Below are 13,549 nucleotides of genomic sequence, written 5' to 3'. Positions count from 1 at the left end.
TAATAGAAGCTATTAATATTAATTTATGTGTTCAAATAAGTTTTTATCTTTCATTGCCGATAACGCTGATTTAAAATTTTATCTAAGTATGGCTATTCGTGTTTATTAGATAATGAGTAAACTAGTTATTTACCTGCATTTCCTCGATAACACTTTCTATAATCTGATAAGCCAGTTTAGCTGCATCTAATTTTTGATTGATAGAATTTTGATCATCATTATCAGGATTATTCTTATAATTAATTGTAAAAGAGTATAAGTAGGAAACTTCCCAATTATTAGTAAAATCATGAGTTATATAGCATTTTAAATCATAATCAGTCGGGCAATTAATAACAAGAGGTTCCGTTACAGATGGTAACCAACCGGGATTGGAAATGGTTATGACATTATAGTAGTGATCAAAAAACTTAAACATTTGTACTTGATTATCAAATTTTAAATTTTCAATCAATTCAGTGTGATGATTCACTATTTCATAATTTAATTTTTCTTCTTTAGTATAAATATATTTATTATTCAGATCGTCTTGAAATTGTTGCCAGGGACTTTTAGTATTCTTATCTTTTTTTATCAGTTCGAATTCAAGCCATTCAAATTTTATTTGTCTGGTTGCCGGATTTTCACAATAGCTGGCCATTTTTTTTGAAACCGGATGTTGGCATAAAGTATTTAAATCAATATTTATTTTACCAATGGAGTCGATTAAAGTTGGTTGAGAAGCTGAAAACTGCCTGCAAAAATTCTTTTGAGCAGTATTAAAAATATAATCTTCTAACTTAGGAGCAAGGCTTCTAATCCAAAATGATGGATATTTGGAGATCGGGTAAATACGTAAGTTAATATCTTTTGATAAAGCCACTAATCGGCCATTTTGTTTGCATTCACTGTCTGGACGGTTTTGCCAGTATTCTATTAACGGTGGAGCGACGAGATAGGCTGGCCAGAAAAAGGTACATAAGAATGGCAAAACAATATAAACAATAACAGAATAAAATTTTTGCTTAATGCCTTGAAAATGAGCGGTGAAGGATTGACAGTAGCGAAGAATAACTGGAAAAAGTGCTCCTGTTATTGAAAATAAAAAAATATAGATGTCAGCAAATATCAGGCTGAAAACTAACCATCCGGCAATAATAATGGCAAAGCCTATTTTGATAAATTTATAAATTTTTCCATAAACAATTATCAGGGTAGGAAGAAAAACGATGTAGAAAAAAGGCAGTATAAATATCCATACAAAAACATAACTATCAGTGTGATAATAAGGATGATCCATGTACAGGCTCACTAAAAATATCTTTTTAAAATTATATTGACCCTGTTATTAATATAAATTAATTATTTTATTTAAAACAAATAATATTGATATATTGTGTATTTATATCAAACTATTGGTAGGTTAATTTGTAATTACAAACTCTTTTGACAAGGATAAATAAATCTCTGGTAATTGTTTACTCATCCAAATGCTTAGATTAAGAGTAAAAATATTTAATATTGGAATAATGTGATTGTTAAACGAGGCTACCAAGTGATGTGATATATTTCATGAATTAATATTGGTTTATAATTAAGCATACAGACTAAGTGCGTGGTTACATGTATTCAGATAGTTTTTTCATGTAGCAAATGACTTTTTATTTCTTTTTGTTTTTATTTTCGCGTAGTTATATTTACTAAGAGCGATTTGTGTAAAATATTTGTACTTTAATTTATTATTGATGATTTAAGCATATTAAATATATATATTTTGCAATCTTAACTATTTAAAGTAATAACAACAGATGTTAAAGCAAGTTGAGGTTGTTTCATCTGATTGTTTCACCTAGTTTGTGGCTTCGGTATAACCTTTTATGCTGGTTTTTGGTTACAATAAAGTGCTTGTTTAGATTGCACTGAACAAGATTTATTTTGCCTTTAAGTTTTGCTGTGGCTGGCAGTTGCGGATGGTTATGACTTATCAAGTATTGGCACGAAAATGGCGACCAAAAAAGTTTGCCGATTTAGTAGGACAGGAGCATGTAGTCAGGGCATTGTTAAATGCGCTTGATAAAGGACGTTTGCATCATGCTTATATGCTTACAGGGACTCGCGGTGTAGGTAAAACCACCATTGCCCGTATTCTGGCCAAAAGCCTGAATTGCCAGCATACTGAACATGGCGAGCCATGTAACCAATGTGATTCTTGTCGCCAGATTGATGCCGGCCGTTTTGTTGATGTGCTGGAAATTGATGCTGCTTCCAATACAGGAATTGATAATATCCGCGAAGTACTCGAAAACGCACAATATGCGCCAACGATGGGGCAGTATAAAGTCTATATCATCGACGAAGTGCACATGTTGTCGAAAAGTGCTTTTAATGCCATGCTCAAAACTTTGGAAGAGCCGCCTGAACATGTGAAATTTATTCTGGCGACAACAGATCCGCAGAAAGTACCGATTACGGTTTTAAGCCGGTGTCTGCAATTTGTCTTGCGCAATCTGAATAGTACTCAGGTACATGATCATCTGGTTTATGTATTACAGCAGGAACATATTGCTTATGAAGATCCGGCATTATGGCTGTTAGGCCGGGCTGCTGCCGGCTCAATGCGTGATGCACTCAGCCTGCTTGATCAGGCTATTGCCATTGGTTCAGGAAAGGTAACTGAATCTGATGTGCGGAATATGATTGGTGCGGTTGATAAAAGTTATTTGTATGCGCTTTTGGAAGCCTTGGCTGTGCGGGATGGTCAGGCATTACTGGCTAAAGCGGAGGAAATGGCCAGTTGCGCGGTAGGATTTGATAGTGCGTTAACTGAGCTGGCTCTGTTATTACAGCGTTTAACAATACTGCAATCTGTTCCGGCAGTCGGCGCTGATGATCCTGAGTATGCGGCTTTAACTCGTTTTGCGGGTTTGTTTTCAGGAGAGCAGATTCAATTATATTATCAGTGTGTATTACGAGGTAAGGCAGATTTGCCGCTTGCTCCGGATGAGAAAGCTGGGTTTGTCATGACCCTATTGCGGATGCTTGCATTTGCACCTCTGGCTGCACTGAATAGACAACGTTTGCATGGACAAATCGACGGTACACAGTTGCATGATGTGCCAGTAAACAATAAGCAGATGGATAATATACCAACTGTTTCTGAAGAAAATAGTCCAGCTTCAGTATCTGAAGCACTGTCAGAGACAGCATCTGATGCAACTACTGAAGTACCGGTAACATTAGAAACTGAAATAATCGAAAAAAAATCGTCGTTGATAACAGCTGCTGATAGCAAGATATTAAATGATTCTTCACCTGCTTTGCAGGAATCTCAGTCAGTAACGATTAGCGATGAGCCTCCGCCACCCTGGGAAACAGGTGTTGATGACTTATCCTACGAGGCTGTGAGTGTGTTTGAGTCTGTAGATTCAGTCAAAGCAAACGCGGCAGAAAAGTATGATGAAAATACGGATATATCCGCAGAAAAGCCCAGAGATGATCAGAATTTAACTCTGGTAAAAAAGGCTTTTCCGCCATTGACGGCAGAGAACTGGCCGGAAATTTTAACTTTGCTGGCACATCGTCTCGGTGCAGTACAGTTGTTCAGTCAGCATACGGCGATTGTTGCTTATGATGAAAATAGTGGTGATTTAACTATTGCTCTGGCTGAGCAGGGTGAGCCGACAGCCAATCGTGAGTTATTAAACCGGCTAGCTGAATCGTTGTCAGAAGTTTATCAACGGCCGATACATCTGCATACCTGTAGCTGGCAGGAGCAGAGTATGCCGGAAACACCGCAAATGCGTCAGCAGCGATTACATGCAGAACAACAGCAGCAGGCAAAGACAGTGTTAGAAGCGCAGCCCGCTGTAAAGATGTTGATGGAAACTTTTAATGCAGAATGGATACCGGAAAGTTTACATCTGGATAAAGAATAATTGCCATTATTTGTTTAATTTTTTCTCTCTATTTAATTGACGTGTAAGGAAGATATTATGTTTGGAAAAGCAGGTTTGGGTGGTTTGATGAAGCAGGCGCAACAAATGCAGGAACGCATGAAAAAGGCGCAGGCTGATCTGGCTAATGTAGAGGTGGAAGGTGAATCTGGGGCTGGTATGGTTAAGGTAACCATGAATTGTCACTATGGAGTAAAACGTATCCATATTGATGACAGTTTGCTTGCAGATGCTGCTGATGACAAAGAGATGCTGGAAGATTTGATTGCAGCTGCGGTTAATGATGCCGTACGTAAAGCTGAATCAACTTCTTCAGAACGTATGAGTCAGTTTACTCAGGGTATGAATTTACCAGCAGGTATGGGAGATTTATTTAAATAATTACTTCAATAAAAAAGGGTAACGGTTACGTTACCCTTTTTTATTGTTTTTAATTTAAGCTGGTATCATTAAAACCATTGTTTTCTGCTTAGTTACGAAACTAAGCAGGTAAAATGTTATATTGAAATTCAGAAGGCAGGATGATAAATGATCCGGGTTAGTTTGATGGTAATCTTACATAGTATACAAATCTCAGGTTGGATAAGGTAAAGATGTTTTGTCTGAGTTGATGAAGCTAGTCCTGTTTCTTCCGGTCTGATGAGAGTTTAATTACATGAGAGCTATATAAAATAGTCTATAGTTTTTATGGAATAGATCCAGGCAGTCAATCAGTGAAAACGGGCTGGTTTTATATATGACTTAAGAGTTTGTTACAGGTAAAGAATGAGTACAAAACAAGTGGACGCATTTAGCCGCTTAACTAATGCACTAAAAGTATTGCCAAATGTTGGCCCTAAAACAGCGCAGCGCATGGCTTATGAATTATTACAGCACCAGCGTCAGGGCGCAGAAGAACTGGTGAAAGCAATTCAAGCTGCTTTATTACAGGTACAGCATTGTCGTTTATGTAATACTTTCTGTGAAGGTGAATTGTGTGCAATTTGTTCTGATGAGCAGCGTGACACCAGACGATTAATGATAGTACAAATGCCGGTGGATGTAGCCAGTATGGAATCAGCTCATTGCCATGATGGTATGTATTTTGTATTGATGGGACAGGTTAATCCTGCTCAGGGAGCAGATTTGCAGGCCATTGCTTTGGATAAACTGGTAACGCGATTACAGCATCATGAAGTAGATGAGATTATTATTGCTACCAATTTTACTGCTGAAGGAGATGCTACTGCGTATGTGCTGGCACAATTACTGGCTGAGTTTCCGGCAAAAGTTACGCGTCTGGCGCGAGGTATGCCACTCGGAGCAGAACTGGAATATATAGATGCGGGTACTCTGGCTCAGGCTGTTTATGAACGCCGTAATGTAAAGTAAACAGTATAATTTACAGATAAAATCGGCTTAATGGCAGAATGGAGAATAAAAATATCACTAGGAAAGATTAAGCCTGTTACAGATTCATTTAAAAAATCAGACAGAGTAATTTCAGCAATTACTCTGTCTGTTGTTTTGTGGTTGTATTTCTGATTTATTTATCAGGAGGTGGCGGATTCGCTTAGAAATAGCTGATAAGCGGCATTGTGAGTTTGTTCCTGATAGATATAACCCACATTATCCAGAAATGCATAGAATTTTTCTGCATCAGCCGGTGGAATATTCAAACCAACCAGTACGCGACCGAAATCGGCTCCATGATTGCGATAATGAAACAAAGTAATGTTCCAGTCGGATTGCATATGTATCAGAAAACGTCTTAGGGCACCTGGTCGCTCAGGAAATTCAAAACTAATCAGACGTTCATTAGCCACTTTGCTGGTACGACCACCGACCATATACCGGATATGCAGTTTGGCCATTTCGTTATGGGTGAGATCTAGAGCCGGCAAACCATTGTTGTTCAGTTCCTGTACGATAGTCTGTAAATCAGCAGTATCATTGCTTTGAATACCAACAAATATATGGGCCTTCTGATCATCACCATAGCGATAATTGAATTCGGTAATATTTCTGTTACCGATTAAATCAATGAAAAAACGAAAGCTACCGGGTTTTTCTGGGATGGTTACCGCAAAAATTCCTTCATGTCCCTCTGTCAGTTCACAGCGTTCAGAGACGTGGCGCAGTTGATGGAAATTCATATTTGCACCGCTGGTTACTGCGATTAGATTTTGATGCTGACATTGATTCCGGGCGATATAGGCTTTTAATCCGGCAAGAGCCAGTGCACCGGAGGTTTCCGTAATACTGCGGGTATCATCGAAAATGTCTTTAATTGCAGCACAAATACTATCGGTATCTACAATAATAATTTCATCCAGTAAGTCTTTGCATAGTGTGAATGTTTCTTCACCTACCAGTTTAACTGCAGTACCATCCGCAAACAAACCTACTTCTTTAAGTTCTATGCGTTTGCCAGCAGCAATAGATTGCTTCATAGCACAGGCATCTTCAGTTTCTACGCCGATTACTTTGACCTCCGGACGTACATTTTTAATGTACGCTGCCACTCCTGCAGCCAGCCCGCCACCACCAATAGCAACAAATACAGCATCGATAGGTTTCGGGTGCTGGCGTAATATTTCCATACCGATGGTACCCTGTCCGGCAATGACATCTGGATCATCAAAAGGTGGAATATATGTGAGGCCACTTTCGGCAACCAGCTGCATGGCATGGTTGTAGGCATCATTATAGGACTCACCGGCCAGTACTACTTTGCCACCGCGTTTTTTTACAGCATCGATTTTAATTTGTGGTGTGGTCTGTGGCATAACGATAGTTGCTTCACAACCCAGTTTTTGTGCTGAAAGTGCTACGCCCTGAGCATGATTGCCGGCCGAGGCCGTGATGACACCTTTTTCCAGGGCATTTTTATCCAATTTGGCCATTTTGTTATAGGCCCCGCGGATTTTGAAAGAGAATACTGGTTGTAAATCCTCCCGTTTCAGCCAGATGTAATTGTTGAGTCGATCTGACAGATTAGCAGCATAATCCAAGGGTGTTTCAATGGCCACATCATATACTGCGGCAGTAAGAATGCGGGTAAGGTAGTTTGTGTGATTGTTCATAATGTAGAATGAAAAAACTGATTTTATTTTGCAGATTATCTGCTTAACTGAATTAATCAAAAATTAACGATAACGCGGCTGTTTTTTTTATGCAAGTAAATTTGCCAATATTGCTTCTCTTGTACAGACTACTGTTTATAATAAGCGGTTATGGAAGTAGTTAATCGCGGTTAATTCAGATTTAAATTTGATAATAGAAATGATGAGAAATTTTTTTCGCTGGCTCATTACAACTGTGCTGATGAGTGTTTTGCTAACGACACATGCTGTAACTATGCCTGAAATTAATGCTGCTGCATATGCAGTGGCAGATCAGCAAAGTGGTACAGTTCTGGCCAGCCGTGATAAAGATGCCCGGATTGAACCTGCTGCACTGACAAAGCTAATGACAGCTTATCTGGTATTTGATGCTTTGCATACAGGTAAACTGAAAGCGCAGCAACCGCTAAAAGTTTCTGCTACCGGTTGGCAGGCAGACGGTAGCCGGATGTTTTTACAGCAGGGTGTTCCGGTAAATGTGGAAACCGTTGTGCAGGGTATGCTGGTTATCTCAGCTAACGATGCAGCAATTACGCTGGCTGAGGCTGTGAGCGGAAACGAAAAAGCATTTGTGCGCAAGATGAATGCTGAGGCGCAAAAAATGGGACTGACAAATACCAATTTTGTTAATTGCACAGGATTACCGGCAGAGGGACAATATAGCAGTGTGGGGGATCTGCTGTTGCTGGCTCAGGCTTTGGTGCGCGATTTTCCGCAATATCAGAGCTGGTTTGCTAAAAAATCTTTTGCTTATAATGGTGTTACTCAGTTAAACCGTAATTTGCTCCTATTCAGAGATGATCAGGTAGATGGTCTGGCAGTCGGCTATACTATACATGGTGGTTACAATCTGGTTGTAAGCAGTAAACGCAATGAACGCAAAATTGTAGCTGTACTGGTAGGAGCTGACAGTAGTGAGGCCAGAGCAGCAGAGGGAAGTAAATTATTAAGCTGGGCTCTGACTAATTTTAATACGGTCAGATTATATCCGGCCGGACAACATAAAGTAAGTGATATTACTGTTTATAAAGGTGCACACAGGAAAGTAGCAGCAGGTTTTTTAGGTGATGCTTATGTCACTTTGCCTTCTGGTAGTGCTAAACAATTATCTGTAGAGCTGGAGTCTGTTCAACCAGTGGTAGCACCGGTGTACAAAGGCCAGAATATCGGAACTTTAAAATTGCTGTCAGGTAAACAGGAAATTGCCCGACAGAATGTTGTGGCACTGGAAAATGTGGGCGAAGCAAGCGGGTTTGGTCGCTGGCTGGATGGTATCGCCATGTGGTGGCATAACCTTTTTAACTGATAAAGCCGGCTGCTTTTTGAGAGATAAGCATTTATCTAAGCGGCTAATTAATCAGTTTAACGGTAATATGTGCTGAATTGATTGATTTGTTTTAAAAATAAACCCATCAGCTGATGGGTTTATTTTTAATTTCAGTTATTCATATGGATGACGGAGCAGAATGGTTTCTTCCCGATCAGGACCGGTAGAAATCATGGCAATCGGAGCACCGCAAATTTCTTCAATACGTTTCAGATAGGCTTTAGCATTGTCTGGTAGTGCGTCGTATGATTTCAGACCAAAAGTGCTTTCCTGCCAGCCCGGCATTGTTTCATAAATAGGTGTACAGGCAGAAACGGCGTCGGAACCACAAGGCAAAATATCTATTTTTTGCCCGTTATAATCATAACCGACACAAATATTAATGCTATCCATGCCATCCATAACGTCCAGTTTAGTTAAACATAAGCCGGAAATACCATTTACCTGGATAGACCGTTTCATCAGAGCAGCATCAAACCAGCCGCAGCGGCGCGGACGTCCGGTTACTGCACCAAATTCATTGCCGCGTTCTGCCAGACCTTCACCCACGCTATCGAAAAGTTCGGTCGGGAATGGTCCGGAACCAACTCGTGTTGTGTAAGCTTTGACAATACCCAGTACATAATCCAGTTTAGTCGGTCCTACACCAGAACCGACAGCTGCCGCTCCGGCAATGCAATTAGAGGAGGTAACGAAAGGATAGGTACCGTAATCAATATCAAGGAAAGTACCCTGAGCACCTTCAAACAGCAAGGATTCACCACGGGCATTCATGTCGTTCAGTTCACGGGAAACATCTCCGACCATTGGTTTTATCTGATCGGCCAGTTCCAGAGTCTGCTGGTAAATTTTTTCAGCATCAAGTGCTTCCTGACCATACAGACAGGTAAGCTGGCAGTTATAAATGGCTACTGCATCTTTAATTTTCTGCTGTAAAACATCAGGCTGGAATAAATCCATAATACGAACTGCACGCCGGGCAATCTTGTCTTCATATGCAGGTCCGATACCACGACCGGTCGTACCGATTTTCTTATCGCCTTTAGCTGCTTCACGAGCATGATCCAGAGCGATATGATAGGGAAGAATTAAGGGACAGGTCGGTGCAATGGTTAATTGTTTGGTTACATCAATACCCGCCTGCTGTAATTCAGCCATTTCGCTAAGCAGAGCTTCTGGTGATACGACAACACCAGAACCAATAAAACAACGTTTACCTGTATGTAAAATACCACTGGGAATCAGGCGCAAAACAGTTTTTTTGCCATTGACCACCAGAGTATGCCCTGCATTATGTCCGCCCTGATAACGTACCACGCCGGAGGCACGTTCAGTCAGCCAGTCTACAATTTTACCTTTGCCTTCATCACCCCACTGGGTGCCGACAACAACGACGTTTTTTGCCATATGGTTTTACCTGCTCATACTAAGGGTTAATTATTGCTACAAAGGAATCAGCTGCCATTGCTGGTTTTGCCATACTAGCTGGCGGTCGCATCCTCTGATATCGTTACATTCGGGAGTATAATCAATAATGACACACTCACCGGCTGAACGCAGTTGCTCTATTTCGGTTTTTGCAGCAGTGGCATCTTGTACGCTGACTTTTATGCCGCGCAGTTTTTCTACCGGAGGCAGATGCCCGATTAAATCACGTAAATCAAAACTAAAGCCGGAAGCAGGGCGGTTACGGCCAAAATATTTACCCAGACCATTATAACGTCCGCCTCGTGCCAGTGCGTCCGGCCAGTCTTCGCTATAGGCAGCAAACAGCAACCCGGTATGGTAGTTGTCTACTCGCAATTCACTTAAATCAATAAATATATTATGGTTTGCAAATGCTGTGCAGATTTGTCGGAGCTGCTGTAATGCTTCACTTATTTCCGGCAGGTCTGGCAGACAGTCTGCGGCAGTCTGCAATACTGTCTGGGTTCCATATAATGCAGGTAAAGCGACGAAAGCTTTAATCCATTGCTCAGGAAGCTGCCATTGTTGTACACACTGCTGAACTGCGGCAGCGTCTTTAGCCTGCATCAGCTGTAATAAAGTTGCCGCCTGTTGTGTAGTCAGGCTGGCAGCATTAGCCAGTGTATGAAAAATACCGATATGCCCAAGTGACAGTGTTGGTTTGGGTATATTGACAACGGTCAGGCTTTTGAGCATTAAATCAATAAGTTCGATGTCGGCTTCGATACCCGCATACCCATATAATTCAGCGCCGATCTGTAAAGGCTCCCGGGTACTTAAAAAGCCGTCAGGTCGTGCATGTAAAACTGGACCGGCATAACACAGTCGGTTAATCCCGCTATTGGCTGACAGTAGATGAGCATCTATACGGGCAACCTGGGGTGTAATATCTGCGCGCAGACCAAGCTGCCGGCCACTAAGCTGATCGACAACACGGATGGTTTTTAGTGACAGCCCTTCATCAATACGGGTAAGTAAGGACTGGCTGTATTCAAGTAAAGGGGGGCTGACAAGTTCGTAGCCATGGACGCGATAAAGTGCTAACAGCTGTTCTTTGGCGCTTTCAAGCTGGCGCGCCGCTGAAGGTAGAATGTCGGCAATATATTCGGGCAATTGCCAAGACTGCATTGGGATTCCTCACAAAATACAAGCCACACTGACCCTGACGGAACAGTGTGACGTAGACGTGGAAAGGCAGCTGAATGTTGTGCCTGAGGTCTTTTAAAATATCACTTTATCACAATTTAACGTTTTTATACCAGAGACAATTAGATTCTGATTACCATTTTACCCAGCCTGTAGCCCAAGTAAGTAAAATGATACCGCCAAATACAATTCGGTACCAAGCAAAAGGGATATAATTTTTATGAGCAACAAAGCGCAGTAAAGCTTTCACTGCAACCAAGGCAGAAAGAAATGCGGCAACAAAACCAATAGCAATCAACAATAAATCATCTCGGGTAAATTCATGCAGATGCTTAAGCATGTCATAACCGGTGGCAGCAATCATTACTGGTACGGCCAGAAAAAAAGAAAACTCTGTTGCTGCTTTGCGCTCAATCCCCCAAAGCATGCCGCCCATAATCGTACTTCCAGAACGAGATGTACCGGGAATTAATGCCAGAATTTGTGCCAGCCCGACGATAAGTGCATCGCGAGGCCGCATGTCCTCAACAGTTTTAACTTTCGGTTCGGTACGGCTCTGACGTTTTTCAATCCAGAGAATCAGTAAACCGCCTATTACAAGTGCTGTAGCAACAGTAATTGGATTAAACAGATAATGCTTGATTTGTTCACTGAACAGTAAACCCATGATGGCTGCGGGAATAAAGGCTATAGCCAGATTAAGAACAAAGCGGTTGGTAGCCGGTTCTTTACCAATATGGGTAATGATATGAGCAAATCGGTGTTTATATTCAAAAACAATGGCAAGAATTGCACCAAGCTGTATCGTAATGTCGAATACTTCACCTGTAGTCTCAAATTTCAGCAGATTACCGACTACTATCAGATGTCCGGTACTGGAAACAGGCAGAAATTCGGTCAAACCTTCTACAATGCCCAGAATCAGGGCTTTTAAAAACAAGACAATATCCATTTTATTTACTGTATTTGTGTATTTAAGCCATGAAATTTATACAAAACAATAGTGTGTTTAAGGTTAAACACACTATTGTTTTGATCGAAGATCAGAGTCTATCGATTGGCAGAGGCTGCTAGTGAGGCACCTATGCTTTTGGGTAGTTTACGTGTGCTTGCAGCATGTGCGCTATTCTCATTGCGTACTTTTTCAATTAGTTCATTCATTGTTTTCATTCCTGCTGCAAATCCTTTCGGAAATTTAAGTACGTATTTGCCACCCACAATAACAGTAGGTGTTGACGTAATATTGTATTTTTCGCCCATTTTACGCATGCTGGTAGCTGTAGCTGAATTTTCCAGACTATTATAGGCTTTTACCAGTTTCTGACCGTCAAATGCAGTTTGTTCTACTGCCCATTTATTGAATACGTCAGGTTGCCATAATTCAATATGTTTACTAAAAATAGCATCAAAAATCAGCGGGTCTGCCTGTAATTTCATTCCGGTACTGTTTACTGCGGCAGCTACACGGGCAAGATTGAAATAAACGTCATCATCCCAGACAACATGAACGGGCCGTAGATAGGTATCAGGCGCAAAAGATTTCATTTCTTTAAGCATAAAGGGCTCAAGATGTGAGCAGTGAACACAGCTGTAGGAGAAAAATTCCAATACTTCCACTTTGTTTTTATGCAGTTGAGGAATGGGTGTTTTTAGTACATCGTAATCTACGGATTCTGTTGCAGCTTGTGCCAGAGCGCTGATACAAGCCAGTATTGCCAACAAAGATGTTATAAATTTTTTAAGCATGTTAATTTCCTGTTTAATAAATCCGGATGACTCAGGATGCTGTTCTGGTCAGGCTGTCAATGTTATGCTGCTGTAAAATTCGTTTAATCTGCTCAGCCTGATTCCGACTCAGCTTATCAGTCTGAACACGATATTTGATTGTACCGTTGACTTTAGCATTATGTACGCTGCTGTTAATTCCCAGCATTACTAGTTTGGCACGCTGGGCATCAGCATCAGTACGGTTGTTATATGAACCGATTTGTAAAAAAACTTTGTCTTCACTATGCTGCTTTGCTGCAGCACGCTGAGCTTTTTCAAGACTACCGTTATTCAGAATTTGTTCCGGAGTTATATCTGTATGACTGACTGGGGGTGCTTTTCTGGGTGTTTTTTCTGGTGTTTTATGTTGTATGGGTGGTTGTGTTGTCGGTGTGTGTTTAATAGTAATGTCATTTTCAATCCCTCCCACATTGACCGGTTGTGAAGCTGGTATAGTTTCCGGAGTTTCACCTGTGGTTCCTGAAGACGCAGGAGTATCAGGAGTAAAGATTTGAGAAGATGCTGTTGTACTATTGGCCGGAGTAAGTATTTCGGGTTGTGGCGGAACAGAAGCAGCGGGATTATCAAGATTTTTAAAATCTGATTTGCTTTTATTCAGGAAGAACAGGATACAGGCAATGATTAAGGTTGCAAGAAGCAAACCTATTATAAAGCTGACAAGCCCCTTACCTGCCTGACGAAGTGGTGTGTACATATGCATGTTAAAAGCCTTTATGTTTGGCATTATATACGGCAAATTCTGTTCAGAACTGGAAGCTATCTGTATAGATAACATTATCAATTTC

The 13,549-nt window shown here is 40.9% G+C and carries 11 protein-coding genes; 4 read left to right on the top strand and 7 right to left on the bottom strand.

The features are described from left to right. Positions 1-121: 121 nt before the first annotated feature. A complete protein-coding gene (locus tag H3T84_RS04680) occupies positions 122-1,279 on the bottom strand; it encodes a hypothetical protein (protein WP_198218381.1) in 1,158 nt (385 codons plus the stop codon). A 676-nt stretch (positions 1,280-1,955) separates the two neighbouring features. Here H3T84_RS04680 and dnaX point away from each other — a divergent pair. The 3 genes from dnaX to recR all read left to right on the top strand — a co-directional run bounded on the left by dnaX (position 1,956) and on the right by recR (position 5,303). Next, complete coding sequence (dnaX, locus tag H3T84_RS04675) at positions 1,956-3,914, top strand: DNA polymerase III subunit gamma/tau (RefSeq protein ID WP_198218379.1); 1,959 nt, start codon at positions 1,956-1,958, stop codon at positions 3,912-3,914. Between the two features lie 57 nt (positions 3,915-3,971). Next, a complete protein-coding gene (locus H3T84_RS04670) occupies positions 3,972-4,313 on the top strand; it encodes a YbaB/EbfC family nucleoid-associated protein (RefSeq protein WP_025330421.1) in 342 nt (113 codons plus the stop codon). Between the two features lie 384 nt (positions 4,314-4,697). After that, complete coding sequence (recR, locus tag H3T84_RS04665; protein ID WP_198218373.1) at positions 4,698-5,303, top strand: recombination mediator RecR; 606 nt, start codon at positions 4,698-4,700, stop codon at positions 5,301-5,303. Between the two features lie 161 nt (positions 5,304-5,464). Here the strand turns inward: recR and ilvA are convergent, their stop codons facing one another. Continuing rightward, positions 5,465-6,997, bottom strand: a complete 1,533-nt coding sequence (gene ilvA / locus H3T84_RS04660; RefSeq protein WP_198218364.1) for a threonine ammonia-lyase, biosynthetic — start codon at positions 6,995-6,997, stop codon at positions 5,465-5,467. Positions 6,998-7,196: 199 nt separating this feature from the next. Between ilvA and H3T84_RS04655 the strand changes: the two genes are divergently transcribed. After that, complete coding sequence (locus H3T84_RS04655; RefSeq protein WP_198218362.1) at positions 7,197-8,342, top strand: D-alanyl-D-alanine carboxypeptidase family protein; 1,146 nt, start codon at positions 7,197-7,199, stop codon at positions 8,340-8,342. A gap of 135 nt (positions 8,343-8,477) precedes the next feature. On the opposite strand, the gene H3T84_RS04650 is transcribed toward H3T84_RS04655, so the two are convergent. From H3T84_RS04650 to H3T84_RS04630, 5 genes are all read right to left on the bottom strand, one after another. After that, a complete protein-coding gene (locus H3T84_RS04650) occupies positions 8,478-9,770 on the bottom strand; it encodes an adenylosuccinate synthase (RefSeq protein WP_198218360.1) in 1,293 nt (430 codons plus the stop codon). A 36-nt stretch (positions 9,771-9,806) separates the two neighbouring features. Beyond that, positions 9,807-10,958, bottom strand: a complete 1,152-nt coding sequence (locus H3T84_RS04645; protein WP_198218358.1) for an ATP phosphoribosyltransferase regulatory subunit — start codon at positions 10,956-10,958, stop codon at positions 9,807-9,809. Positions 10,959-11,109: 151 nt separating this feature from the next. Next, positions 11,110-11,928: an undecaprenyl-diphosphate phosphatase gene (locus H3T84_RS04640; RefSeq protein WP_084552957.1), complete on the bottom strand. Its 819-nt coding sequence runs from the start codon at positions 11,926-11,928 to the stop codon at positions 11,110-11,112. Positions 11,929-12,026: 98 nt separating this feature from the next. Continuing rightward, on the bottom strand, positions 12,027-12,722 hold the full coding sequence (locus tag H3T84_RS04635) for a thiol:disulfide interchange protein DsbA/DsbL (protein ID WP_198218356.1): 696 nt from the start codon (positions 12,720-12,722) through the stop codon (positions 12,027-12,029). Positions 12,723-12,753: 31 nt separating this feature from the next. Further along, positions 12,754-13,464: an SPOR domain-containing protein gene (locus H3T84_RS04630; RefSeq protein ID WP_198218353.1), complete on the bottom strand. Its 711-nt coding sequence runs from the start codon at positions 13,462-13,464 to the stop codon at positions 12,754-12,756. Between the last annotated feature and the right edge of the window lie 85 nt (positions 13,465-13,549).

Origin of the sequence: Snodgrassella sp. M0110, from assembly GCF_016101465.1 — a bacterium.
Classification (GTDB): Bacteria; Pseudomonadota; Gammaproteobacteria; order Burkholderiales; family Neisseriaceae; genus Snodgrassella; species Snodgrassella alvi.
This window is presented reverse-complemented; position numbering and strand designations above follow the sequence as displayed.

Excerpts from the sequence above, each read along its gene's own strand:
- recR (WP_198218373.1), top strand. The coding sequence starts at position 4,698 with ATGAGTACAAAACAAGTGGACGCATTTAGCCGCTTAACTAATGCACTA.
- H3T84_RS04680 (WP_198218381.1), bottom strand. The coding sequence starts at position 1,279 with ATGGATCATCCTTATTATCACACTGATAGTTATGTTTTTGTATGGATA.
- dnaX (WP_198218379.1), top strand. The coding sequence starts at position 1,956 with ATGACTTATCAAGTATTGGCACGAAAATGGCGACCAAAAAAGTTTGCC.
- H3T84_RS04670 (WP_025330421.1), top strand. The coding sequence starts at position 3,972 with ATGTTTGGAAAAGCAGGTTTGGGTGGTTTGATGAAGCAGGCGCAACAA.
- H3T84_RS04635 (WP_198218356.1), bottom strand. The coding sequence starts at position 12,722 with ATGCTTAAAAAATTTATAACATCTTTGTTGGCAATACTGGCTTGTATC.
- H3T84_RS04630 (WP_198218353.1), bottom strand. The coding sequence starts at position 13,464 with ATGCATATGTACACACCACTTCGTCAGGCAGGTAAGGGGCTTGTCAGC.
- ilvA (WP_198218364.1), bottom strand. The coding sequence starts at position 6,997 with ATGAACAATCACACAAACTACCTTACCCGCATTCTTACTGCCGCAGTA.
- H3T84_RS04645 (WP_198218358.1), bottom strand. The coding sequence starts at position 10,958 with ATGCAGTCTTGGCAATTGCCCGAATATATTGCCGACATTCTACCTTCA.
- H3T84_RS04640 (WP_084552957.1), bottom strand. The coding sequence starts at position 11,928 with ATGGATATTGTCTTGTTTTTAAAAGCCCTGATTCTGGGCATTGTAGAA.
- H3T84_RS04650 (WP_198218360.1), bottom strand. The coding sequence starts at position 9,770 with ATGGCAAAAAACGTCGTTGTTGTCGGCACCCAGTGGGGTGATGAAGGC.
- H3T84_RS04655 (WP_198218362.1), top strand. The coding sequence starts at position 7,197 with ATGATGAGAAATTTTTTTCGCTGGCTCATTACAACTGTGCTGATGAGT.